This window comes from Thermomonospora umbrina, assembly GCF_003386555.1.
GTDB classification, from domain to species: domain Bacteria; phylum Actinomycetota; class Actinomycetes; order Streptosporangiales; family Streptosporangiaceae; genus Thermomonospora; species Thermomonospora umbrina.
The window spans coordinates 5,314,216-5,336,138 of record NZ_QTTT01000001.1 but is presented as its reverse complement, the minus strand read 5'-3'; the positions used below and the strand labels follow the sequence as shown (position 1 = coordinate 5,336,138).

At 71.9% G+C, this 21,923-nt stretch carries 26 protein-coding genes; 10 read left to right on the top strand and 16 right to left on the bottom strand.

What is annotated here, in order from left to right:
* Nucleotides 1–68 precede the first annotated feature (68 nt).
* Nucleotides 69–353, bottom strand: coding sequence for an antibiotic biosynthesis monooxygenase family protein (locus DFJ69_RS23780; RefSeq protein ID WP_116024644.1), 285 nt, complete (start codon nucleotides 351–353; stop codon nucleotides 69–71).
* Nucleotides 354–397: 44 nt separating this feature from the next.
* Here DFJ69_RS23780 and DFJ69_RS23775 point away from each other — a divergent pair, with 44 nt between their 5' ends.
* From DFJ69_RS23775 to DFJ69_RS23755, 5 genes are read left to right on the top strand one after another with little or no spacing between them, the layout of a single operon-like run.
* On the top strand, nucleotides 398–709 hold the full coding sequence (locus DFJ69_RS23775) for a DUF6703 family protein (protein WP_147312398.1): 312 nt from the start codon (nucleotides 398–400) through the stop codon (nucleotides 707–709).
* A gap of 32 nt (nucleotides 710–741) precedes the next feature.
* Nucleotides 742–1,686, top strand: a complete 945-nt coding sequence (locus tag DFJ69_RS23770; protein ID WP_116024642.1) for a metal ABC transporter substrate-binding protein — start codon at nucleotides 742–744, stop codon at nucleotides 1,684–1,686.
* Complete coding sequence (locus tag DFJ69_RS23765; protein WP_116024641.1) at nucleotides 1,683–2,465, top strand: metal ABC transporter ATP-binding protein; 783 nt, start codon at nucleotides 1,683–1,685, stop codon at nucleotides 2,463–2,465. Before DFJ69_RS23770 ends, DFJ69_RS23765 begins: the two co-directional genes overlap by 4 nt.
* A complete protein-coding gene (locus DFJ69_RS23760) occupies nucleotides 2,462–3,340 on the top strand; it encodes a metal ABC transporter permease (RefSeq protein ID WP_425453373.1) in 879 nt (292 codons plus the stop codon). The genes DFJ69_RS23765 and DFJ69_RS23760 overlap by 4 nt, the downstream gene beginning before the upstream one ends.
* Entirely contained in the window at nucleotides 3,337–3,720 is a 384-nt protein-coding gene (locus tag DFJ69_RS23755) for a Fur family transcriptional regulator (RefSeq protein WP_116024640.1), read from the top strand. Before DFJ69_RS23760 ends, DFJ69_RS23755 begins: the two co-directional genes overlap by 4 nt.
* Before the next feature lie 22 nt (nucleotides 3,721–3,742).
* Here the strand turns inward: DFJ69_RS23755 and DFJ69_RS23750 are convergent, their stop codons facing one another.
* Nucleotides 3,743–4,537, bottom strand: a complete 795-nt coding sequence (locus DFJ69_RS23750) for an isoprenyl transferase (RefSeq protein WP_116024639.1) — start codon at nucleotides 4,535–4,537, stop codon at nucleotides 3,743–3,745.
* On the bottom strand, nucleotides 4,534–5,334 hold the full coding sequence (gene recO, locus DFJ69_RS23745) for a DNA repair protein RecO (protein ID WP_170177753.1): 801 nt from the start codon (nucleotides 5,332–5,334) through the stop codon (nucleotides 4,534–4,536). The genes DFJ69_RS23750 and recO overlap by 4 nt, the downstream gene beginning before the upstream one ends.
* A 155-nt stretch (nucleotides 5,335–5,489) precedes the next feature.
* Here recO and DFJ69_RS23740 point away from each other — a divergent pair, with 155 nt between their 5' ends.
* Together DFJ69_RS23740 and DFJ69_RS23735 are read left to right on the top strand one after the other, a co-directional pair.
* A complete protein-coding gene (locus DFJ69_RS23740) occupies nucleotides 5,490–6,518 on the top strand; it encodes a M4 family metallopeptidase (protein WP_116024638.1) in 1,029 nt (342 codons plus the stop codon).
* Entirely contained in the window at nucleotides 6,515–6,775 is a 261-nt protein-coding gene (locus DFJ69_RS23735) for a protealysin inhibitor emfourin (RefSeq protein WP_245974542.1), read from the top strand. Before DFJ69_RS23740 ends, DFJ69_RS23735 begins: the two co-directional genes overlap by 4 nt.
* A gap of 140 nt (nucleotides 6,776–6,915) precedes the next feature.
* Here the strand turns inward: DFJ69_RS23735 and leuA are convergent, their stop codons facing one another.
* From leuA to ddaH, 7 genes are all read right to left on the bottom strand, one after another.
* Nucleotides 6,916–8,619, bottom strand: coding sequence for a 2-isopropylmalate synthase (gene leuA / locus DFJ69_RS23730; protein WP_116024636.1), 1,704 nt, complete (start codon nucleotides 8,617–8,619; stop codon nucleotides 6,916–6,918).
* 430 nt (nucleotides 8,620–9,049) lie between these two features.
* Nucleotides 9,050–9,745 (bottom strand): urea ABC transporter ATP-binding subunit UrtE, encoded by a 696-nt coding sequence (gene urtE / locus DFJ69_RS23725; RefSeq protein ID WP_116024635.1) that lies wholly within the window; start codon nucleotides 9,743–9,745, stop codon nucleotides 9,050–9,052.
* Entirely contained in the window at nucleotides 9,745–10,491 is a 747-nt protein-coding gene (gene urtD, locus DFJ69_RS23720; protein ID WP_116024634.1) for an urea ABC transporter ATP-binding protein UrtD, read from the bottom strand. Before urtD ends, urtE begins: the two co-directional genes overlap by 1 nt.
* Entirely contained in the window at nucleotides 10,488–11,564 is a 1,077-nt protein-coding gene (gene urtC / locus DFJ69_RS23715; protein ID WP_116024633.1) for an urea ABC transporter permease subunit UrtC, read from the bottom strand. Before urtC ends, urtD begins: the two co-directional genes overlap by 4 nt.
* Nucleotides 11,561–12,439, bottom strand: a complete 879-nt coding sequence (gene urtB, locus DFJ69_RS23710; RefSeq protein ID WP_116024632.1) for an urea ABC transporter permease subunit UrtB — start codon at nucleotides 12,437–12,439, stop codon at nucleotides 11,561–11,563. Before urtB ends, urtC begins: the two co-directional genes overlap by 4 nt.
* A gap of 91 nt (nucleotides 12,440–12,530) precedes the next feature.
* Nucleotides 12,531–13,703: an urea ABC transporter substrate-binding protein gene (gene urtA, locus DFJ69_RS23705; protein WP_116026848.1), complete on the bottom strand. Its 1,173-nt coding sequence runs from the start codon at nucleotides 13,701–13,703 to the stop codon at nucleotides 12,531–12,533.
* Between the two features lie 186 nt (nucleotides 13,704–13,889).
* Nucleotides 13,890–14,651: a dimethylargininase gene (gene ddaH, locus DFJ69_RS23700; protein WP_116024631.1), complete on the bottom strand. Its 762-nt coding sequence runs from the start codon at nucleotides 14,649–14,651 to the stop codon at nucleotides 13,890–13,892.
* 143 nt (nucleotides 14,652–14,794) lie between these two features.
* Here ddaH and DFJ69_RS23695 point away from each other — a divergent pair, with 143 nt between their 5' ends.
* Nucleotides 14,795–15,358, top strand: a complete 564-nt coding sequence (locus DFJ69_RS23695; protein ID WP_116024630.1) for a hypothetical protein — start codon at nucleotides 14,795–14,797, stop codon at nucleotides 15,356–15,358.
* A gap of 48 nt (nucleotides 15,359–15,406) precedes the next feature.
* On the opposite strand, the gene era is transcribed toward DFJ69_RS23695, so the two are convergent.
* The 6 genes from era to DFJ69_RS23665 all read right to left on the bottom strand — a co-directional run bounded on the left by era (nucleotide 15,407) and on the right by DFJ69_RS23665 (nucleotide 20,294).
* Nucleotides 15,407–16,339, bottom strand: coding sequence for a GTPase Era (gene era / locus DFJ69_RS23690; protein ID WP_116024629.1), 933 nt, complete (start codon nucleotides 16,337–16,339; stop codon nucleotides 15,407–15,409).
* 62 nt (nucleotides 16,340–16,401) lie between these two features.
* Nucleotides 16,402–16,740: a cytidine/deoxycytidylate deaminase family protein gene (locus DFJ69_RS23685; RefSeq protein ID WP_116024628.1), complete on the bottom strand. Its 339-nt coding sequence runs from the start codon at nucleotides 16,738–16,740 to the stop codon at nucleotides 16,402–16,404.
* Nucleotides 16,741–16,774: 34 nt separating this feature from the next.
* The gene (locus DFJ69_RS23680; RefSeq protein ID WP_116026847.1) at nucleotides 16,775–18,097 is read right to left on the bottom strand and encodes a hemolysin family protein; all 1,323 of its coding nucleotides are present in this window, start codon (nucleotides 18,095–18,097) and stop codon (nucleotides 16,775–16,777) included.
* A 190-nt stretch (nucleotides 18,098–18,287) separates the two neighbouring features.
* Complete coding sequence (ybeY, locus tag DFJ69_RS23675; RefSeq protein WP_116024627.1) at nucleotides 18,288–18,764, bottom strand: rRNA maturation RNase YbeY; 477 nt, start codon at nucleotides 18,762–18,764, stop codon at nucleotides 18,288–18,290.
* Between the two features lie 4 nt (nucleotides 18,765–18,768).
* On the bottom strand, nucleotides 18,769–19,815 hold the full coding sequence (locus DFJ69_RS23670) for a PhoH family protein (RefSeq protein WP_116024626.1): 1,047 nt from the start codon (nucleotides 19,813–19,815) through the stop codon (nucleotides 18,769–18,771).
* Between the two features lie 128 nt (nucleotides 19,816–19,943).
* Nucleotides 19,944–20,294, bottom strand: coding sequence for a histidine triad nucleotide-binding protein (locus DFJ69_RS23665; RefSeq protein ID WP_116024625.1), 351 nt, complete (start codon nucleotides 20,292–20,294; stop codon nucleotides 19,944–19,946).
* Nucleotides 20,295–20,672: 378 nt separating this feature from the next.
* Between DFJ69_RS23665 and DFJ69_RS23660 the strand changes: the two genes are divergently transcribed.
* Both DFJ69_RS23660 and DFJ69_RS23655 read left to right on the top strand, forming a co-directional pair.
* Nucleotides 20,673–21,260, top strand: a complete 588-nt coding sequence (locus DFJ69_RS23660) for a SigE family RNA polymerase sigma factor (protein WP_425453424.1) — start codon at nucleotides 20,673–20,675, stop codon at nucleotides 21,258–21,260.
* Nucleotides 21,257–21,922, top strand: coding sequence for a hypothetical protein (locus DFJ69_RS23655; RefSeq protein WP_116024623.1), 666 nt, complete (start codon nucleotides 21,257–21,259; stop codon nucleotides 21,920–21,922). Before DFJ69_RS23660 ends, DFJ69_RS23655 begins: the two co-directional genes overlap by 4 nt.
* Nucleotide 21,923 lies beyond the last annotated feature (1 nt).

The following is a 21,923-nucleotide window of genomic DNA, read 5'->3' as shown; positions in this document are numbered from 1 at the left end:
CCGGGCCCGAGTGGTCCCAGCTTAGGGGATGTCGGCGACGGCCCGCGCGATGGTATTCGCCGCGGGGCTCAGCGCGAGGCGACGATCTCGTACGCGCCCGGCTCGTCGATGGCGCCGGCCGACAGCGGGATGAGCCGCATCCGCACCTCGTACGCGCCGATGCCCCGCCGGTAGTGGCCCGCGCCGGCCCACTCGGTGACCATCGCCCACAGGGTGGGGTCGTCGACCGTGCGGCCGACCCGGCCGCTGAGGTAGCCCGGGGCCGCCGCCAGCGCCTCCAGGATCGCGCCGAGCTCGGCGGCGAACGACTCGGAGTCCTCTTCGGGCACGCGGTACCGGGTTATGGCGATCACCGGACCATCCTGCCGGCCTCCCGCGGCGGGGATACCGTGGGCCGGTGAGCACAGAACGCGACCCCCACGCCCCGGGACTACGGGGGACGATCGAGCGGCGCAGCGCGACCGCGGTGGTGTTCCTGCACCGGCTGCCGACCTGGTCGCTGCTGCTGACGGTGTTCGCCCTGCTCGCGGTGGGCATGGCGGGCACCGGGGCCCTCGCGGCGGCCGCGTTGGGGGTGCTGGCGCTGTTCCTCGCCTGGTTCGCCTATCTCAACTGGCCCGCGCTGGACGTCGGCGGGAGGGCCCTGCGGGTCGGCGCTTTGGCGGTCCTGACCGTGTTCGCCCTGGGTCGGGGCCTAGGCCGGTTTTGACAACCATTTTCATGTTTGTCCATACTTGAGGGGTGTTCTCCTCCCGTCGCCTGCGCCGCGTCCTCCCGCTGACCGCCCTGGCCGCCACGACCCTGATCGCCTCGACCGCCTGTGGCGGGGGCTCGGACTCCGCCGGCGACGGCACCCGCGTGGTCGCCTCGTTCTATCCGCTGGCCTGGCTGAGCGAGCAGGTCGGCGGGGCCGAGGTGTCGGTCGACACGCTGACGAAGCCGGGCGCGGAGCCGCACGACCTCGAGCTGACCCCGCGGCAGATCGCCGGACTCGGCGAGGCGGGGCTGGTGGTCTACATCAAGGGCCTGCAGCCCGCCGTCGACAAGGAGATCGGGCGCGCCAAGAACGACGCCCTGGACGCCGCGTCGGTCGTGAAGACGCTCCCGCCGCCCGCCGAGGACGGGCACGGCGACGAGCACGGTGAGGAGGGGCACGAGGACGAGGCGTCCTACGACCCCCACGTCTGGCTCGACCCCTCCCGGATGGCCGCGATCGCGACCGCCGTCGGCGAGCGGCTCGCCGGAGCCGACACCGCGCACGCCGCGACCTACCGGGCCAACGCCAAGGCCCTCGCCGGACGCCTCACCGCATTGGACGGCGAATTCCGGGCAGGGCTCAAGAGCTGCAAGCTGAAGTCGATGGTCACCGCCCACGCCGCGTTCGGCTACCTGGCCGACCGGTACGGGCTCACGCAGGTGTCCATCGCCGGCATCGACCCCAACAGCGAGCCGTCGCCCAAGCGGCTCGCCGAACTGACCCACGAGATCAAGGACAACGGCGCCACCACCGTGTTCACCGAGACCCTGGTGAGCCCCAAGGTCGCCCAGACGCTGGCGCGCGAGGCCGGCGTCCGGACCGCGACGCTGGACCCGGTGGAGGGTTTGGCCGAGGGCTCCCGCGATGACTACCTTTCGATCATGCGCAAGAACCTGACCACCCTGCGCACCGCGCTGAGCTGCTCATGAGCCCGACGCCTGCGCCCTTCCGGATGACCGGCGGCCGTGTTCGGCTGGACGGTCAGGAGGTGCTGCGCGGCGTCGACCTGCGGGTCGAGCCCGGCGAGGTGTTGGCGTTGCTCGGCGCCAACGGCTCGGGCAAGTCCACGCTGATCCGGGCGCTGCTGGGGCTGGTGCCGTTGGCCGGCGGGAGCACCGAGATCTACGGCGTGCCGCCCTCCCGGTTCCGCGACTGGAGGCGCATCGGGTACGTGCCGCAGCGGCTCACCGTCGGCGGCGGGGTGCCCGCCACCGTCCGGGAGGTCGTGTCCTCCGGCCGGATCGCCCGGCGCTCCCGACTGCGCCCGTTCTCCACGGCCGCCGACAAGGAGGCCGTGCGGCGGGCGCTGGAGTCGGTCGGGCTGACCGACCGGGCCTCCCATCCGGCCCAGCGTCTGTCCGGCGGGCAGCAGCAGCGGGTGCTGATCGCCCGCGCGCTGGCCGGGGAGCCCGACACCTTCGTGATGGACGAGCCCACCGCCGGGGTCGACACCGCCAGCCAGGCCGCGCTGGCCGAGACCCTGCACACGCTGGTGGCCCAGGGCCGCACCATCGTCCTGGTGGCGCACGAGCTGGGCCCGCTGGAGCCGCTGATCAGCCGGGCCGTCGTGCTGGAGACCGGGCGGGTCGCGCACGTCGGCGCGCCGCCCCCGCCGGAGGGCGACTGCGCCAAGCCGGGCCACCAGCACCTCCACCCGCACGCCCCCGAGGCCGCACCGACCCCGCTCACCACCTGGAATCCCGCTTGACCAATCCGTTCGCCTTCGACTTCATGCGCATCGCCCTGGTCCTGGCGGTGCTCATCGGCCTGACCGCGCCCGCGATCGGCACCTTCATCGTCCAGCGGAGGCTGGCGCTGCTCGGCGACGGGATCGGGCACGTCGCGCTGACCGGCATCGGGCTCGGACTGCTCACGAGCACCTCGCCCGTCCTGGGCGCGCTGGTGGTGTCGACCCTGGGCGCCGTCGCCATCGAGATCCTGCGCGCCCGCAGCCGCACCGGCGGCGACGTGGCGCTCGCCCTGCTGTTCTACGGCGGGCTCGCCGGCGGCGTGCTGCTGACCAACGTGGAGGGCGGCGGGACGAGCCTGCAGTCCTACCTGTTCGGCTCGATCACCAGCGTCACCGTCGGCGACCTGTACGTGGTCTCCGCGCTGGCGGTCGGCGTGCTGGCCGTGGTGGTGCTGTTCGGGCGGGAGTTGTTCCTGCTGTGCCAGGACGAGGAGGTGGCCCGGGCCTCCGGCCTGCCGACCCGGATGCTGAGCCTGCTGATCGCCGTCACCGCCGCGGTCACCGTGGTGATCGCCATGCGCGCCATCGGGCTGCTGCTGGTCAGCGCGCTGATGGTGGTCCCGGTGGCCGCCGCGCAGCAGCTCACCCGGAGCTTCCTGTCGACCATGCTGGCCGCGATGGGCATCGGCGTGCTGTCGGCGGTGACGGGGCTGCTCGCGTCGTTCGAGAACGACCTGCCGCCCGGCCCCTCGATCGTGCTGGTGGCGTTGGCGCTGTTCATGGCGGCGGTGCTGTGGCGGGCGATAGGGGGTTCCCTCACCCGCGACGGTCGTACGGGCCGTACACTGCGTTCCGGCTCAGAGGCCACGGCAGACGCGGAGGTACACAAATGACGGCCCGCCGGGACGCGGTGCGTGACGCGCTGGCGCGCAGCGAGGGTTTCCGCAGCGCGCAGGACATCTACGCGACGCTGCGGGCGGACGGCTCGAAGATCGGCCTGACCACGGTCTATCGCGCGCTCCAGGCGATGAGCGACGCCGGCCAGGTCGACGTGCTGCGCACCGACGACGGCGAGGCCGTCTACCGGGCGTGCCGCACCGACGAGCACCACCACCACCTGGTGTGCCGCGAGTGCGGCCGCACGGTGGAGGTCGAGGGTCCGGCGGTGGAGCGCTGGGCCGAGGCGATCGGTGCCGAGCACGGGTTCACCGGCGTCACCCACACCGTCGAGATCTTCGGCGTCTGCCCTCCCTGCACGGCCGCCAAGTCCTAGCCCGGTCGGCCCCGGGCCGATCTCAGGACGTGCCGGTCGGCACCGGGTTGGGCATGGCGCCCCCGTAACGGCGGTCGCGGGTGGCGTACACCTCGCAGGCGTGCCACAGGTGACGACGGTCGAAGTCGGGCCACAGCACATCCTGGTAGACGAACTCGGCGTAGGCCGACTGCCAGATCAGGAAGTTCGAGGAGCGCTGCTCCCCCGACGGCCGCAGGAACAGGTCCACGTCCGGCACCTCGGGGCGGTAGAGGTAGCGGGCGAACACCTTCTCGGTGATCTTGTCGGGGTTGAGTTTCCCCGCCTTGACGTCCCGGCCGATCGCCGCCGCCGCGTCGGCGATCTCCGCCCGGCCGCCGTAGTTCACGCAGAACTGCAGGGTCAGTACGTCGTTGCCCTGGGTCATCCGCTCGGCGTCCTCCAGCTCGGAGATGACGCTGCGCCACAGCTTGGGCCGCCGGCCCGCCCACCGGACCCGGACCCCCATCGAGTGGAGCTGGTCGCGACGGCGGCGGATCACGTCCCGGTTGAAGCCCATCAGGAAGCGGACCTCCTCCGGGGAGCGCTTCCAGTTCTCGGTGGAGAACGCGTACGCCGACAGGTACGGGACGCCCAGCTCGATCGCGCCCATGATCACGTCGAAGAGGGAGTGCTCCCCCCGCTTGTGGCCCTCGGTGCGCGGCAGGCCCCGCTCCTTGGCCCAGCGCCCGTTGCCGTCCATCACGATGGCCACGTGCCGGGGCACGAACTCCTTCGGGATGGCCGGGGGCCGGACCCCGCTCTCGTGCGGGTACGGCGGCTCGACGGCCCTCTTCACACTCTCTCCTCGTTCACCGTGATGTCCATCGCGATCGGATCCGGCGGGCCGGCGGGCCCGCGCTCGCCCCCTCGTTCCACATGGCGCAGCGACCGGATCCCGTGCTCCAGATGCCACTGCAGGTAGGCGGCGACCAGGCCGCTGCACTCCGCCCGGTGCCGGGGCTCGCTGTCGTCGGCGTGCCCCCAGTCGCCCCGCAGCAGCGCCAGCATGAGCTGGAACGTCGGCGGGGCGGGGTTGGCCGCCCCCGGCTGCCGGCACGTGCCGCACATCGCCCCGCCGGACGCGATGGCGAACGCCCGCAGCCGCCCCCGGGACCCGCAGCGGGCGCACTCGTCCAGCGCGGGCGCCCAGCCGGCCACCGACAGCGAGCGCAGCAGGTAGGCGTCCAGCACGAGCCGGGGGTCGTGCGAGCCGTCGGCCAGCGTGCGCAGGCCCCCGAGGAGCAGCAGGAACTGCCGCAGCGCGGGCTCCTTCTCCTCCGCGGTGAGCCTCTCGGCGGTCTCCAGCATCGCCGTGCCGGCCGTGTAACGGGGGTAGTCGGTCACCAGCGGCTCGCCGTACGGGCGCAGCGTCTCGGCCTGGGTGATCAGGTCCAGCGAACGCCGCTCGTAGAACTGCAGGTCCACGTGCGTGAACGGCTCCAGCCGGGCGCCGAAGCGGGACCTGGTCTTGCGCACCCCCTTGGCGGCGGCGCGGACGCGGCCGGTGCGCCGGGTCAGCACCGTGACGATCCGGTCCGCCTCACCCAGCTTCTGGGTGCGCAGCACGATGCCTTCGTCACGGTAGAGGCTCACCCGTGCATTGTCCCGCATCGGTCGGACCGTGTGGGCGGGGCCGGGCGGCCCCGACGCATCGTGGATCTTCGGTGACGAAACGTGACCGGTTCCGGACACCGCCCGTCACCTTCCGGACTGTGGTCTGAACCACGTTCACGTGTCAGCGTGGCCTCATGACCTGCACCATTCTCCCTCCGCACATCCTCGACAGCGTCGCCCGCCGGTCCGACGACGCCGCGCTGCGCGACATGGCCCGCCGGACCCTCGTCCTCAGCGCCACCCAACGCGTCGAACGCAGGACGACGGCGGTCACGGCCTCCGATCCCCACGAGGACTTCGTCCCCCACCGCACCGTCCACGACGCCGCCGGCCGCGAGACGCTGCCCGGCAAGGCCGTGCGCGCCGAGGGCGACGGCTCCACCGGCGACAAGGCCGTCGACGAGTCCTACGACTGGCTGGGGGTGACCTTCGACTTCTTCGAGGCCGCCTATCGCCGCAACTCCATCGACGGCGCCGGGCTGAAGCTGGTCTCCACCGTCCACTACGGCGAGCGGTACGCCAACGCCTTCTGGAACGGCCGCCAGATGGTCTACGGCGACGGGGACGGCACGCTGTTCCTGTCGTTCACCGGGCCGCTGGACATCACCGGACACGAGCTCGTCCACGGCGTCACCCAGTACACCGCCGACCTGGAGTACTTCGGCCAGTCCGGGGCGCTCAACGAGTCGATGTCCGACGTCTTCGGCTCCCTCGTCAAGCAGTGGCACCTCAAGCAGACCGCCGACCGGGCCGACTGGCTCATCGGCCAGGGGCTGCTGGGCGAGAGCGTCGACGGCGTCGCGCTGCGCTCCATGAAGGAGCCCGGCACCGCCTACGACGACCCCCGGCTCGGCAAGGACCCCCAGCCCGGGCACATGAACGACTACGTCGACACGTACCGCGACAACGGCGGCGTCCACATCAACTCCGGCATCCCCAACCACGCCTTCTACCTCCTCGCCACCGCCCTCGGCGGCAACGCCTGGGAGAAGGCGGGCCGGATCTGGTACGACACCCTCGTCGGCGACGCGATGCGGCCCACCCTCGACTTCAAGGGCTTCGCCGCCGCGACCATCGCCACCGCCGAGCGCCTGTACGGCGGGTCGGCCGCCGAGACCGAGGCCGTGAGATCCGCGTGGAACGGGGTAGGCCTGGGTGCGTGAGGGTCACGGTCGTCCGCAGCGGCGGTTTCGCGGGAATCGAACGGCACGGTGAGGCGGACACCGCCTCCGATCCCGTCCTCCGGGCGCTGGTCGCCCGGGTGGACCTGAGCCGGGTGCCGCCCCCCGGCCGGATCCCCGACCAGTTCGTCTACGAGGTCGGCATCGACGGCGCCGTCGCCACGGTCGGCGAGAGCCGGCTCACCGGGCCGCTCCGCGAACTGGTCCATCACGTGCTGGGTCACGGCGCCGCGCGTTGACCGCCGCGGCCGGCCGGGGACGGGCGAAGGGCCCCGGCCGCGAGGTCATCACGGCCGGGGCCCGCCATCGATCACGCCGTGGTGTTCCCACCCCGTGATCGGGTCCGTGGGGATTCCCGAACGGCTCGGGCGCCGAGCGCTCAGGCGCGGGCGGCCCGGTTGACCGCCGACAGCACGCCCTTGAGGGAGGCGGTCACCGTGTTGGCGTCGATGCCGACGCCCCACATGACCCGGCCGTCGACCTCGCACTCGATGTAGGCGGCGGCCTTGGCGTCGGTGCCCGCGCTGAGGGCGTGCTCGGTGTAGTCCAGCACCCGCGCGTCGACGCCGACGGCGGCCAACGCGTCCACGAACGCCGAGATCGGGCCGTTGCCGATGCCCTCGATCTCGCGGATCTCCCCGTCGACGCGCACGTCGCAGTTGATCTGATCCTTCTCGTCCACGCGGGAGGAGGTGCGGTGGGCCAGCAGCCCCACCCGCGGCCCGCCGGACAGGAACTCGGCCTCGAAGATCTCCCACATCCGCTCGGCGGTGACCTCGCCGCCCGAGCTGTCGGTGTGCTCCTGCACCACCCGGGAGAACTCGATCTGCAGCCGTCGCGGCAGGTCCAGCGAGTGCTCGGTCTTCATGATGTACGCGACGCCGCCCTTGCCGGACTGGCTGTTGACCCGGATCACGGCCTCATAGCTGCGACCGACGTCCTTGGGGTCGATCGGCAGGTACGGCACCTCCCAGTGGAACTCCGGCACCGGGACACCCGCCGCGGCGGCGTCACGCTCCAAGTGGTCGAAGCCCTTCTTGATGGCGTCCTGGTGGGAGCCGGAGAAGGCGGTGTAGACCAGGTCGCCGCCGTAGGGGTGCCGCTCGTGGACCGCGATCTGGTTGCAGTACTCGACGGTCCGCCGGATCTCGTCGACGTCGGAGAAGTCGATCATCGGGTCGACACCCTGGGTGAACAGGTTCAGCCCCAGGGTGACCAGACAGACGTTGCCGGTGCGCTCGCCGTTGCCGAACAGACAGCCCTCGATGCGGTCGGCGCCGGCCAGGTAGCCCAGCTCGGCGGCGGCCACCGCGGTGCCCCGGTCGTTGTGCGGGTGCAGCGACAGGATGACCGAGTCGCGATACGCCAGGTTGCGGTGCATCCACTCGATCTGGTCGGCGTACACGTTCGGGGTGGCCATCTCGACGGTGGCCGGCAGGTTGACGATGACCTTGCGGTCGGGGGTCGGCCGCCAGACCTCGTTGACGGCGTTGCACACCTCGACGGCGTACTCCAGCTCGGTGCCGGTGAACGACTCCGGCGAGTACTGGAAGAAGATCTCGGTGTCGCCCATGTCCTCGGCCAGCTTGGCGCACAGCTCGGCGCCCTGGACGGCGATCTGGGTGATGCCGTCGCGGTCCTGGCCGAACACCACCCGCCGCTGCAGGGTGCTGGTGGAGTTGTACAGGTGGACGATCGCCCGCCTCGCCCCGCGCACCGACTCGAAGGTCCGCTCGATCAGCTCGGGCCGGGCCTGGGTCAGTACCTGGATCACCACGTCGTCGGGGATCCGACCCTCTTCGATGATCTTGCGGACGAAGTCGTAGTCCGTCTGGCTGGCCGCCGGGAACCCGACCTCGATCTCCTTGTAGCCCATCCGTACCAGCAGCTCGAACATCTGCAGCTTGCGGTGGGAGTCCATCGGGTCGATCAGGGCCTGGTTGCCGTCCCGCAGGTCCACCGCGCACCACCGAGGCGCCTCGGTGATCGTCTCGCCGGGCCAGGTGCGGTCGTCCAGCCGGACGGGGGTGAAGGGGCGGTAACGCTCGAAGGGCATGCCGCTGGGCTGCTGCTCCGGATACATGGTGCGATCCTCTGCTCGGAATCCTCGCGGCCGACGGTCACGTCAAAGTCCCGCAGCGAGGGAGCCGACCTTTTACAGGCCCCCGCTGCGGCCGCTAAGGAGGAGCAGGCCACACGACACGATCCACACGATACATGCTTTCTGTGGGGGGGCGACCCCCCACACCCCCCGCGCCCGGTCTTGCGATCTTCAGGCGGGCGCCCCTCCGCTTGCGCTCCGGGGCGCCCGCCTGAAGGACCGGGCAAAACCCCCGCTAGGTTGCGGTTCGAAGGTGGGGGGTTGCGGTTCGAACGTGGGGGGTCGCGGTTCGAACGTGGGGGGGTCGCGGTTCGAACGTGGGGGGTCGCGGTTCGAACGTGGGGGTCGCGGTTCGAACGTTGGGGTTGCCGTGATCTCCCAGGTCCCCCATGCCTGTGGCCGGCGGTGGGGTCTACACCGCCAGCAGGCTTCTCACCTCGGGGTCGTGGAGGTCGTCGGCGTCGCCCGAGCGTTGGACGACGCCGCCGTCGAGGATCACGAACCCGTCGGCCAGCCGCAGGGCCAGCTCCAGGTACTGCTCCACCAGCAGCACCGCCAGGCCCTTCTCCTTGTGGAGGCGTTCGATGGCCTCCTCGATCTCCTGAACGATCGAGGGCTGGATGCCCTCCGTGGGTTCGTCCAGGATCAGCATCCGAGGCCGCGTGACCAGCGCGCGGGCGATGGCGAGCTGCTGTTGCTGCCCGCCGGACAGGAAGCCCGCGCGCCGTTTGAGCATCTCCTTCAGGCGGGGGAAGACGTCCAGGGCCTCGTCGACCGCCGTCCGGTCCCGGTGACGGGTCGCCTCCAGCGTGACCTGGAGGTTCTCCGCCACGGTGAGCTGGGGGAACGTCTCGTGGCCTTGGGGGACGTAGCCCATTCCGAGTCGTACCCGCTCGTAGGTGGGCAGCCGGGTGACGTCCCTCCCGTCGAAGACGACCTTGCCCGCCGTGGGGTTGAGCACGCCCATGACGGTGTTGAGCAGGGTGGTCTTGCCGACGCCGTTGCGGCCCATCACGCACATGAGCCGCCCCGCCTCGACCGACAGGTCGACGCCGAACAGCACCCGCGCCCGCCCGTACGCCGCCTCCAGTCCGGTCACCTCGAGCATCACGCGGCCTCCTCGCGGTTGCGGCCCAGGTAGACCTCTTGGACGCGGGGGTCGGCGCGCACCTCGGCCACTCCGCCCTCGACCAGCACCCGACCCTCGTGGAGCACGGTGACCTGGGAGGCGTAGCGGCGGAGGAACTCCATGTCGTGCTCCACCACGATCACCGTGTGGTCCTCGGCGATGGCGGTGAGGAGTTCGCCGGTGCGTTCGCGCTCGTCCCGGCTCATCCCGGCGACGGGCTCGTCCAGCAGCAGGAGCCGGGGGCGCTGGGCGATCAGCATCCCGATCTCCAGCCACTGCCGCTGCCCGTGCGAGAGAACCCCGGCGGGCCGTTCCGCCAGCGCCGTCAGCCCGATGGTCTCCAGCGCCTCGGCGACCGTGTCGGAGATCCCGCGACGCTGCCGCAGCAGCGTCCGCAGCGGACGGCGGAAGCTGGCCGCCAGGTCGAGGTTCTCCACCACCGTCAGCTCCTCGAACACCACGGAGGTCTGGAACGTGCGGCCGATGCCCTGGCGGACGATCTGGTGCTCCTTGCGGCCGACCAGGTCGGCGCCGCCGAACGCGACCGTGCCGCCCGCGGGACGGGTCAGCCCGGTGATCACGTCGATCAGGGTGGTCTTGCCCGCCCCGTTCGGCCCGATCAGGAACCGCAGCTCCCCCTGGTCGACGGTGAGGTCCACGCCGTCGAGGGCCCGGAACCCGTCGAACACGACCTCCAACCCTCGGATCTCCAGCAGCGCCGTCATGCGGGCACCTCCTCCTTCACCGTGACCTGGACGGACGGGCCGCGGCGGCGGGCGACGGCGTCCCTGAGCTGGTGGTAGAGGCCGATGGCGCCCTTGGGGGCCAGGGTCATCACCAGGATGAACAGCGCGCCCTGCAGGTAGAGCCAGCCGTCGGCCCACTGCTCGCTGAGCGAGGTCTTGGCGTAGTTCATGGCGACGGCCCCGAGGATCGCCCCCGCCAGGGCGTACCGGCCGCCGACCGCGACGGCCACCACCAGCTCCAGCGACGGGACGACGCCGAGCAGCGACGGCGAGATGATCCCGACGACCGGCACGAACAGGGCGCCCGCCAGCCCCGCCATGCCCGCCGAGACGGCGAAGGTGATGGTCTTGACGGTGGCCGGGTTGTAACCGAGGAACCGGACCCGGTCCTCGCCGTCCCGGACGGCGACGAGCAGCCGGCCGAAGCGGCTCTTCACCAGTTGCCGCGCCAGCAGGTAGAGGACGCCCAGCACGCCCGCGGTGACGAAGTACATGGTCCGCTGGGTGCTCTCGGCCTCCGGGTCGCGGCCGAAGACGTCGTAGAAGTTGGTGAGCCCGTTCGTCCCGCCGGTCAGTCCCTGTTGGCCGACCAGCAGGATCACGAACGCGGCGGCCAGCGCCTGGGTCAGCAGCGCGAAGTACGCGCCGCGCACCCGCTGACGGAACACCAGCACGCCCAGCAGCACCGCCACGGCCACCGGCACGACGACCACCGCCGCGATCGCCACCACGGGGTTGCGGAACGGCCCCCACAGCGCGGGCAGGTGCTCCACGCCGCTCCACACCATGAAGTCGGGCAGGTCTCCCCCGGCGTCGTGGAGCTTGAGGTACATGCCCATCGCGTAGCCGCCGAGGCCGAAGAACACGCCCTGGCCGAGCGTCAGCATGCCGCCCTGGCCCCAGGCCAGCCCGATGCCCAGGGCGGCGATGGCGAAGCACAGGTACTTGGCCAGCTCGTCCAGCCGGAACGCGGGCAGCGCCAGCGGCGCCACCACCAGCAGGAGCAGCGCGACCGCCCCGAACAGCGCGTATCCGCGCGTCCGCTCGCTCATGTCAGCGCCCGCGAGCGCAGCACGAACATGCCCTGCGGCCGGACCTGGAGGAAGGCGATGATCGCGCCGAACACGATCACCTTGGCCAGGCTGGCGTTGGTCCAAAACTCGGCGAAGGAGTTCAGCATCCCGAGGGCCACGGCGGCGATCACCGCGCCGCGCAGTTGGCCGAGCCCGCCGGCCACCACGACCAGGAACGCGTCCACGATGTAGTAGGTCCCCAGGGAGGGCCCGACGGGGCCGATCAGGGTGAGCGCCACCCCGGCGACCCCGGCCAGCCCGGACCCGATGAAGAAGGTGAGCTGGTCGACCCGCGCGGTGGCGACGCCGCTGCACGCGGCCAGTTCCCGGTTCTGCATGACGGCCCGCATCCGGCGGCCCTGCGCCGACCGGTTCATGTACGCCCAGATCCCGACCACGCAGACGATCGCCAGCGCCAGGATGAACAGCCGGTTGTACGGCAGCACCGTGCCGCCGACCTCGATCCGGCCGTTCAGCCAGGACGGGGCCACCACCTGCACGTTCGGCGCCCCGAAGATGTCGCGCGCGGCCTGCTGGAGCACCAGGCTCACGCCCCAGGTGAGCAGCAGGGTGTCCAGCGGCCGGCCGTAGAAGTGCCGGATCGCGGTGCGCTCCAGCACCCAGCCCATGCCGCCCGCCAGCGCGAACGCGACGGGCAGCGCGACCGCGGTCGCCTGGGCGCCGGCCCAGTCCTGCAGCATGTACGCGGTGTAGGCCCCGGCCATGATGAACTCGCCGTGGGCCATGTTGATCACGCCCATCTGGCCGAACGTGAACGTCAGCCCCAGCGCGATCAGCAGGAGCACCGCCGCGATGCTGAGCCCGATCGGCAACTGGTTGAGCAGTCCTTCCAAAGTGTGCCGCCTCCTCGTGTGCTCGCCGTCACCCGGAGGCGGCGTCCGCCCCGTCGCGCACGCCGCCGGCCTTCGTCGGGCCCCGGTCCGGCTAGGACGCCAGCCCGGCGGCCCAGGGGTAGGACTTCAGGTACGGGTCCGGCTTGATCGGCTTTCCGGAGCTCCAGACCTCCTTGATCAGGCCGTCGGGCTGGATGACCCCGATCCGCGCGGTCTTGTGCATGTGCTGGGTGGGCCCGTCGATGGTGACCCGGCCCTCGGGCAGATCGAGGACGATCCCGGCGGCGGCCTTCTTGACGGCCTCCACGTCGGTGGTGCCGGCCTTCTTGACGGCGGCGGCCCACAGGTGGACGGCGTTGTAGCCGGCCTCCATCGGGTCGGAGGTCACCGCGCCCTTGTGGCGGGTCTGGAACGCCTTGACGAACTTCTCGTTCACCGCGCCCGGGGTGGTCTGGTAGTAGTTCCAGGCCACCGGGTGGCCGACGATGTTGGCGACCCCGATGCCCTTGACCTCCTCCTCGGCGATGCTCACCGACATCACGGGCATCTTGTCGGGTGTCGTCCCGGCGCTCTTGAGCTGCTTGAAGAACGAGACGTTGCTGTCGCCGTTGAGCGTGTTGAACACGGCGTCCGGTTTCGCGGCCACCACCTTGTTCACCAGGGTGCTGTATTCGGTGTGCCCGAGAGGCGTGTACTCCTCGCCGATGACCTCCATGCCGTTCGCCTTGGCATAGGCCCTGATGATTTTGTTGGCGGTGCGCGGGAAGACGTAGTCGCTGCCCACCAGGAAGATGCGCTTCTTGCCCTTTTCCTTGAGATAGTCGAGGCCCGGCACGATCTGCTGATTGGTGGTCGCGCCGGTGTAGAAGATGTACGGGGAGCTCTCCAGTCCCTCGTACTGCACCGGGTACCACAGCAGCGCCTTGTTGCGCTCGAACACCGGCAGCATCGCCTTGCGGCTGGCCGAGGTCCAGCCGCCGAACACGGCCGCGACCTTGTCCTTCCTGATGAGCTTCTGGGCCTTCTGGGCGAAGGTGGGCCAGTCCGAGGCGCCGTCCTCCTGCACCACCTCGAGTTTCTTGCCGAGCACCCCGCCGGCCGCGTTGATCTCGTCGACCGCCATCTTCTCGGCGTTGGCGACGGTGACCTCGCTGATCGACATGGTGCCGCTCAGCGAGTGCAGAATACCGACCTTGATCGTCTTTCCGTCGTCGGCCGAACCGCCCGTGCCCGACGAATCACCGCAGCCGGCGACCAGCGCCATCGGCAGGACCGCGAGGGCCGCCCAAAACCGCAGGGATGTGTAGCGCAACTATCCACTCCTTCGCCTGGCCCCGAGTTTTCCCTCTGCCAAGTTTGGAGCGTGATATTTCCGTCGATCATCCCGTAGGTGAACAACGCTTTACCAACTTCTCACCGGGGTCGCCGGCCGGTGTGCGTGCGCCGAGGGCTAGGGGACCAGCACGGACAGGCAGGTCACGCCGCCCTCGAGCGCCTCGAACTCGCCGATGTCGACCACCGTGACGCGCAGCCCGTCGGCGCGCAGCCGTTCGGCGGTCCGGGGCGCGGACGCCGAGATCAGGACGTGATCCTCCCCCAGGACCACCACGGGCGCTCCCGCCGGCTCGGGCACGACCCGCAGGCAGGGCAGCGCCGAGGTGTCCAGATGTTCGGGCACCCCGATCAGGGAGCCGTCCGGCAGCGCCGTCATCACCGTCTTCAGGTGCAGCCGGCCGCTCACCCGGACCGGCACCACCCGCCGACCCCGCCCCGCCAGCACCGCCGCGAGCCGGCAGATGGCGTCCTCGTTGGTCCGGCCCGACAGGCCCACGTAGACGGTGTCGCCGACCTGGAGCACGTCGCCGCCGTCCAGCGTCCCCGGCGGTTCGATCCGCGTCACCTCCAGGCCGAGACCGCGCACGGCCTTCTCGGTGCCGACCGTCTCGGCGCGGCGGCCGGGCGCCCCGGACCGGGCGAGGACCGCGAGGTCGTCGCAGACCACCACGGTGTCCTCCACGAACACCGCGTCGGGCAGGTCGTCGGCCGCGGGCACGGCGCGCACCCGCCAGCCCGCCGCCCGCAGCGCGGCGACGTACGCGGCGTGCTGACGCGCGGCCAGCCCCACGTCGACGGGTCGCCGGTCGGCGTGGGTGACGAGCCCCTCGGCCAGCCGCGACCCCGGGGCCCGTACGAGCGCCGTCCTGAGCGTCATCCCGCCGCCCCCTCGGTCGCGCACGGTCCCGGCGTCCCGAAAGCCCGGAACCGTCCTGTCTCTGGTCCCGGCCCAACGTACCGATCCGGACGCGCCGCCGTGGCCCGCCGCCCTGACGGCGACGCGCCTCCTACGCTGTGCACATGAGTGGTGACCCAGAGGTCGCGGGAGGGCGTCCACCGGACCCGCGGCCCGCGTTCCTGCCTCCCGTCCCGCCGGCAGAGACCGGAGCCGTCCCCCGTCCCCCGTCCGCCGCGGGGGGCCGCACGGCCTCCGCCTGGGGGCTGGCCGGGCTGCTCACGGCCTCCGTGCTGCTGGTGTCGGCGTTCCTGCCGTGGGCGGTGGCCGGCGTGCGGGTGCGCGGCCTGGACCCGGCACAGGACCTGGTGGCCGAGGCGGGGGTCAACGTGGACGGCACCGGTCAGGTGGTGCCGGTGTTCGCGCTGGTCGCCATCGTGATGATCGTGTGGGGGCTGCTGGCGGCGGACCCGCGGATCTTCGCGCTGGCCTCGGTGCCCGCACTGCTGGCCCTGCTCAGCAGCGGGATCTTCCTGCTGCGGCTGGACCGGTTCCGGCAGGTGATCGGCGTCGGCCGGGCGGCGCCCGCCGTGCTCGAGGTGTCCGCCGGGTACGGCTGGTACCTGGCGGTGGCGGCGTCGCTGCTGCTCATCGGCCTCAGCGTGGCCCGCCCCGCCGTCCGACGCTGAACGGACGGGTCGGGGCGCCCGCCCTCGAGAGCGGGCGGCCGCGCGGGATCAGCCGTCGAAACCCAGGCGGCGCAGTTGCTTGGGGTCGCGCTGCCAGTCCTTGGCGACGCTGATCCGCAGGTCGAGGTAGATCTTGACACCCAGCAGCGCCTCGATCTGGCGGCGGGCGGCGGTGCCGACCTCGCGGAGCCGGGAACCCTTGGCGCCGATCACGATGGCCTTCTGGCTGGGCCGTTCGACGAACAGGTGCGCGTACACCTCGACCAGGTCGTCGCGGCCCTCGCGCGGCTGCATCTCGTCGACCACCACGGCGATCGAGTGCGGCAGCTCGTCGCGGACACCCTCCAGCGCCGCCTCCCGGATCAGCTCGGCCACCAGCACGTGCTCGGGCTCGTCGGTGAGGTCGCCCTCCGGATAGAGCGGCATGCCCTCCGGGAGATGGGAGATCAACAGGTCGCCGACCAGGCCGACCTGGAAGCCGTCCACCGCCGAGACCGGCACGATGTCGGCGAAGTCGCCGAGCTGCTCCACCCGCATGAGCTGCTCGGCGACCTCCCGGCGGTCGGCCGCGTCGGTCTTGGTGACGATGGCCACCACCGGGGTGCCCTTGAGGCCCTCCAGCTCACGGGCGATGAACCGGTCACCGGGACCCACCTTCTCGTCGGCGGGAACGCAGAACCCGATCGCGTCCACCTCGGTGAGGGTGGAGCGGACCAGGCTGTCCAGCCGCTCCCCCAGGAGGGTCCGCGGCTTGTGCAGGCCCGGGGTGTCCACGACGATCAGTTGGGCGTCCGGACGGTGGACGATGCCGCGGATGGCCCGTCGGGTGGTCTGCGGCCGGCTGCTGGTGATCGCCACCTTGGTGCCGACCAGGGCGTTCATCAGGGTCGACTTGCCCACGTTGGGGCGTCCGATGAAGCAGGCGAACCCGGAACGGAAGCCCCCGGCGGTGTCTCTGGTCGTGGTCTGCGGCGATGTCACCCCTTGATTGTCGCCTACCCCGGTGACCGGCCGGTCCCGCCGTGCGCCCCGTGCCCGGCCGGTCAAGGGGCCAGGGTGGCCCGCAGCGACCCGTCGGGGCCGGCCAGCAGGATCGGCGCGGACGCGCCCAGCTCGCGGACGGCGGCGACGTCGGCGTCCCGGGCGCGCTCGCCCGCGGTGACCAGGGCGGCGGCCTCCAGGTCCTCGGCGCCGCTCGACACCGCCATGGCCACGGCCACCTGCAGCGCCGACAGCTTCAGCGAGGGCAGGTCCACGCTGGTCGCCGCGTAGGTGCGACCGGTCTCGTCGCGGACGGCCGCGCCCTCGGCGGCGCCGGTCCGGGCACGGGACGACCTGGCCAGGGTGATGATCTTCGTGTCCTCGGGGCTGATCTCGCTCACGGCCCCAGCCTAGAGCGCCCGGCGACCCGGCCGGTCAGCGCTCCGCCCGTTCCCCGGCGGCGGGCCGGCCGTCGCCCTCCGCGGGGCCGTGGGCCGCGCCGCGCCGCACCAGCACGGTGCCGATCCGGTTGCGGCGGCCGGCGAGGCTCTCGGCGGTCAGCTCCAGTCCCTCGACGGTGACGGTCGAGCCCGCGATCGGCACCCGGCCCAGCGCGTACGCCAGCAGCCCGCCGACCGTGTCGACCTCCTCGACCTCGATCTCCACGTCGAACAGGTCGCCGAGCTCGTCGGCGGGCAGGCGGGCGGTCACCCGGGCGGCCCCGTCGGGCAGCCACTCCACCCGGGGCGACTCGACGTCGTACTCGTCGGCGATCTCCCCGACGATCTCCTCCAGGATGTCCTCGATGGTGACCAGACCGGCGGTGCCGCCGTACTCGTCGATCACGACGGCCAGGTGGATCTGCCGGGCCTGCATCTCGCGCAGCAGCTCGTCGATGGGCTTGCTGTCGGGGACGTAGGTCGCCGGGCGCATCACCGACTCCACCAGCTCCACCGACTCGCTGTCGCGGTGCTCGTGGCTGCGCCGGATGATGTCCTTGAGGTAGGCGATGCCCACCACGTCGTCCTCGTTCTCGCCCACCACGGGGATCCGCGAGAAGCCGCTGCGCAGCGCCAGGGACAGCGCCTGCCGCAGGGTCTTGTCCCGCTCGATGAACACGATGTCGGTGCGGGGCACCATGACCTCGCGGACCAGGGTGTCGCCCAGCTCGAACACCGAGTGGATCATCTCGCGCTCGTCCGGCTCGATCAGGCTGCGCTGCTCGGCCAGGTCCACCAGGTCGCGCAGCTCGGCCTCGGAGGCGAACGGCCCCTCGCGGAAGCCCTTGCCCGGGGTCAGCGCGTTGCCCAGCAGGATCAGCAGTCGGGGCAGCGGCCCCAGCACCCGGGTGATCGGATGCAGCACCCCGGCCCCGGCCAGCGCGATCCGGTCGGCGTGCTGGCGGCCCAGCGTGCGCGGACCCACCCCGACCACCACGTAGATCACCACGATCATGATCACCGCGGCCACCACATAGGCCGGCGGGCTCTCCTCCAGCCAGGAGATGCACAGGTCGGCGACGATCACGGTCGCGGCCAGCTCGCAACTGATCCTCAGCAGCAGCACCAGGTTCAGGTACCGGGCGGGGTCGGCGACCACCTCGGCGAGCACCGCGGACCCGCGCCTGCCCTGCCGGCTCAGCTCCTCGACCCGCACCCTGGACACGGTGGCCAGCGCGGCCTCCACGCTGGCCAGCAGCCCGGCCGCGACGACCAGCCCGGCCGCCATGCCCACCAGCCATCCGTACGCCGTGTTCATCACCACGCCCCACCGCTCGAGGGCCATTCCCACGCCCGCTCCCGCCCCGGACCCCGGGCATCCCCGCCGCCCCGCGGCAAGACCAACTCGAACGACTCCCGGTGCACGGTGGTGGGCGGTGCCGCGCGGGTGCGCGTCCGCCGGCTATGGTGCGGACCGGTGTCGCCGTCCGCGGGGCGGCTGCCGGAGCTCATCGCCGGGGGCGCTTGTCCCGCCAGGAGGTCAGCAGCTCCGCCTGGAGGCCGAACATCTCCTTGTGCTCCTCGGGCTCGGCGTGGTCGTACCCCAGCAGGTGCAGGATGCCGTGCGCGCACAGCAGCTCCAGCTCGGCGGCGGTGCCGTGCCCCGCCTCGCGACCCTGGCGCTCGGCCACGGCGGGGCACAGGACCACGTCGCCCAGCAGGGCCGGGTCGGGACCGTCGTCGTCGGCGCCGCCGGTCTGGTGGCCGGGCCGCAGCTCGTCCATCGGGAAGGCCAGCACGTCGGTGGGGCCGGGCTCGCCCATCCACTTCTCGTGCAGCTCGCTCATCGCGGGCTCGTCCACCAGCAGCAGCGACAGCTCCGCCAGCGGATGCACCCGCATGCCGTCCAGGACGTGGCGGGCCAGGCCCGCCAGCAGCCGTTCGTCGACGGGGACGCCCGACTCGTTGAGGACCTCGATGCTCATCGCGCTAGCGCCCCCGCTTGCGGCCGTTGCGGACCTGCTTCGCCTCGGCCGGCGCCTGGCTGTCGAAGCGGTCGTAGGCGTCCACGATCTGCGTGACCAGCTTGTGGCGTACGACGTCGTTGCTGGTCAGCCGGCAGAAGTGGATGTCGTTGATGCCCTCCAGGATGCCCTGGACGACCCGCAGCCCGCTCAGTTGGCCGCCGGGCAGGTCCACCTGGGTGACGTCACCGGTGACGACCACCTTGGAGCCGAAGCCCAGTCGGGTCAGGAACATCTTCATCTGCTCCGGCGAGGTGTTCTGCGCCTCGTCCAGGATGATGAAGGAGTCGTTGAGCGTGCGGCCGCGCATGTAGGCCAGCGGCGCCACCTCGATGGTGCCCGCGCTCATCAGCCGGGGGATCGAGTCGGGGTCGACCATGTCGTGCAGCGCGTCGTACAGCGGCCGCAGGTAGGGGTCGATCTTCTCGTAGAGCGTTCCCGGCAGGAAGCCCAGCCGCTCGCCCGCCTCCACGGCGGGGCGGGTGAGGATGATCCGGTTGACCTTCTTGTCCTGGAGCGCCTTGACCGCCTTGGCCATGGCCAGGTACGTCTTGCCGGTGCCGGCGGGGCCGATCCCGAACACGACGGTGTGCTTGTCGATGGCGTCGACGTAGCGCTTCTGGTTGAGGGTCTTGGGGCGGATCGTCCGGCCGCGACCGGACAGGATGTCCAGGTTGAGGACCTCGGCCGGGCTCTCCTCGGTCTCGGCCCGCAGCATGGCCAGGCTGCGCTCCACCGCGTCCGGGGTGAGCTGGGCGCCGCCCTTGAGCAGGGTGATCAGCTCGGCGAACAGCCGGGAGACCATCTCGCTCTCGTCCTCGGGGCCGGTCACCGTGATCTCGTTGCCCCGGACGTGGATGTCGCTGTGGAAGGCGTGCTCGATGACGTGCAGCAACTCGTCACGGGAGCCCAGCAGGCTCACCATGGAGTGGTCGTCCGGCACCACGATCTTGACCTGGGAGCGCGCGCCGTCGGTGCGGCCCTTGCGCCCCGCATGAGTGATTTCCGTCATCAGCCGGCCTTGCGGCCTCTCCGACCTGCTCTCTCGTCCGTGGTCCGGTGCTTGTCCCGCGCCTCCATGTTACTGGCGGGCAGCGACATTCCGCGCGGCCATTTCCGAGAGGCCGAAAGGGGGCGTGATCAGCCGGGGGGCCAGTTCAGGCCGCGGCCCCCCAGCACGTGGGCGTGCACGTGGAAGACGGTCTGACCGGCCTGTGCCCCGGTGTTGAAGACCACGCGGTAGCCGGTGTCGGCGACGCCCTCGTCCACGGCGACCCGGTGGGCCTCCCCCAGCACGGCCGCCAGCAGGCCGGCGTCGGCGGAGGCGAGCGCCGCCGCGGTGGGGTGGTGCTCGCGCGGGATGACCAGCACGTGGGTGGGCGCCTGCGGGTTGATGTCGCGGAACGCCACCGTGGTGTCGGTCTCGCGGACCACCTCGGCCGGGATCTCGCCGGAGACGATCTTGCAGAACAGGCAGTCCGACGTGGACACGGGCAGGCTCCCTCTGACTCGCCGATCGGGACGGCCGAGAGATCGTCCGGCCGCTCGGCATCCTACCGAGCGGGCCCATGCGAAGGGCGCCTCGACACCGGGCGCATTCCCTGTCAAATCGACAGGAAAACCTTTAAAACCCGCCGGTCAGCGGCCCGGCGAAAAACGATCACCGCCGTGCCCGTTTGCGGCGGCGCCGGCATCCGCGTCTGGTTAAGGTTGCAACGCGACGAACCCCCCGGATCGCACGCCCCCCCCAGCGGCGGGCCCGTGACGGGCCGGGTTCGCCGATCCACGCCGTACCGAATGAAGACCATCCGGCAGGACGGCTGAGGGAGCGGCGGAGGCGGCGGACAGGTGACCGAGGCAAGGCAGGACATGCCCTTTCGTAAACCGGACGACGAGGGCGCGCGTCCCACAGACGTGACCGAGACCCTCGTGGCCAGGGGCACGGCGGGCGCGGTGGCCGTCGCCTGGGACGCCGACCAAGCCGTGACCGCCCTGTACGCGTCCAACTATCGTCCGCTGGTACGGCTGGCGGCCATGCTGGTGCGCGACGTGGCGACCGCCGAGGAGGTCGTCCAGGAGGCGTTCATCGCCATGCACGCCGGCTGGCGGCGGCTGCGCGACCCCGACAAGGCCCTGTCCTACCTGCGGCAGGCCGTGGTCAACCGGTCCCGGTCGGTGCTGCGGCACCGCGCGGTCGTCGAGAAGTACGCCCCCAAGGGCCTCCCCGATGCGCCGAGCGCGGAGCTGGGTGCCATCATCGAACTGGAGCGCACCGCCGTGGTGCAGGCCCTGGCCAAGCTCCCGACCCGGCAACGCGAGGCCCTCGTGTTGCGCTACTACGCCGACCTGTCCGAGGCGGAGATCGCCCGAACGATGGGGATCAGCCGTGGCGCCGTCAAGAGCCACACGGCGCGCGGCATGGCCGCCCTCCGCAACGTCCTGGAGCAACTGTCATGACCACCGACCCCCACGACGAGCACGGCGAGATCCTGCGCCGCGCGCTGCACGCGGAGGCCGCGAGGGTCGATCCCGCTCCGGACGCCCTGGAGCGCATCCGCGCCGGCATCGCCGCCCGCCCGCCGGGCCGCCTCACCACCCTGCACGCCCGCCTGCCGGCCTGGGCCCGGCTGCCCGGCGGCTGGAGCCGCCCCGCCCTGGCCATCGGCGCCACCGCCGTCATCGTCGCCCTCGGCGTCTCGGCCCCGCAGACCATCGACCGCATCACCTCCGCCGGACGCCACGGCCCCGCGGACGACCCCCGCGCCCTCCCGGCCGCCACCGCCCCCGGCTCCACGGGCCACGCCGGCCAGACCCGGCACCCCGCCCCGGGCCAGCCGACCGGCCCCACGGCGGGCCAGCCGGTCCTCCCCCCGCTCCCCGGCGTCCCCGGCGCGCCCACCTGCGCCCCGGGCGGCGCCGGCACCACCACCGGGACCCCCGAGAGCACCACCGCGCCCCAACCCGGCGCCACCCCCTACTGCCCTGAGCCCAGCACCCCACCGACCACGCCCGAGCCCACCGACCCCCCGTCCCCGGAGCCCACCGACCCCCCGACCCCGTCCGCCGACCCCACCACTCCCCCGCCGACCCCGGCACCGGACGAGACCGGCGACTCCTAGA

Bases quoted from the DNA above. Each gene is read 5' to 3' on its own strand.
- DFJ69_RS23765 (WP_116024641.1), top strand. From the start codon at position 1,683: ATGAGCCCGACGCCTGCGCCCTTCCGGATGACCGGCGGCCGTGTTCGG.
- DFJ69_RS23755 (WP_116024640.1), top strand. From the start codon at position 3,337: ATGACGGCCCGCCGGGACGCGGTGCGTGACGCGCTGGCGCGCAGCGAG.
- DFJ69_RS23740 (WP_116024638.1), top strand. From the start codon at position 5,490: ATGACCTGCACCATTCTCCCTCCGCACATCCTCGACAGCGTCGCCCGC.
- leuA (WP_116024636.1), bottom strand. From the start codon at position 8,619: ATGTATCCGGAGCAGCAGCCCAGCGGCATGCCCTTCGAGCGTTACCGC.
- urtE (WP_116024635.1), bottom strand. From the start codon at position 9,745: ATGCTCGAGGTGACCGGACTGGAGGCGGCGTACGGGCGGGCGCGGGTG.
- urtD (WP_116024634.1), bottom strand. From the start codon at position 10,491: ATGACGGCGCTGCTGGAGATCCGAGGGTTGGAGGTCGTGTTCGACGGG.
- urtC (WP_116024633.1), bottom strand. From the start codon at position 11,564: ATGAGCGAGCGGACGCGCGGATACGCGCTGTTCGGGGCGGTCGCGCTG.
- urtA (WP_116026848.1), bottom strand. From the start codon at position 13,703: ATGGCGCTGGTCGCCGGCTGCGGTGATTCGTCGGGCACGGGCGGTTCG.
- ddaH (WP_116024631.1), bottom strand. From the start codon at position 14,651: ATGACGCTCAGGACGGCGCTCGTACGGGCCCCGGGGTCGCGGCTGGCC.
- DFJ69_RS23695 (WP_116024630.1), top strand. From the start codon at position 14,795: ATGAGTGGTGACCCAGAGGTCGCGGGAGGGCGTCCACCGGACCCGCGG.
- DFJ69_RS23680 (WP_116026847.1), bottom strand. From the start codon at position 18,097: ATGAACACGGCGTACGGATGGCTGGTGGGCATGGCGGCCGGGCTGGTC.
- ybeY (WP_116024627.1), bottom strand. From the start codon at position 18,764: ATGAGCATCGAGGTCCTCAACGAGTCGGGCGTCCCCGTCGACGAACGG.
- DFJ69_RS23670 (WP_116024626.1), bottom strand. From the start codon at position 19,815: ATGACGGAAATCACTCATGCGGGGCGCAAGGGCCGCACCGACGGCGCG.
- DFJ69_RS23660 (WP_425453424.1), top strand. From the start codon at position 20,673: ATGCCCTTTCGTAAACCGGACGACGAGGGCGCGCGTCCCACAGACGTG.
- DFJ69_RS23655 (WP_116024623.1), top strand. From the start codon at position 21,257: ATGACCACCGACCCCCACGACGAGCACGGCGAGATCCTGCGCCGCGCG.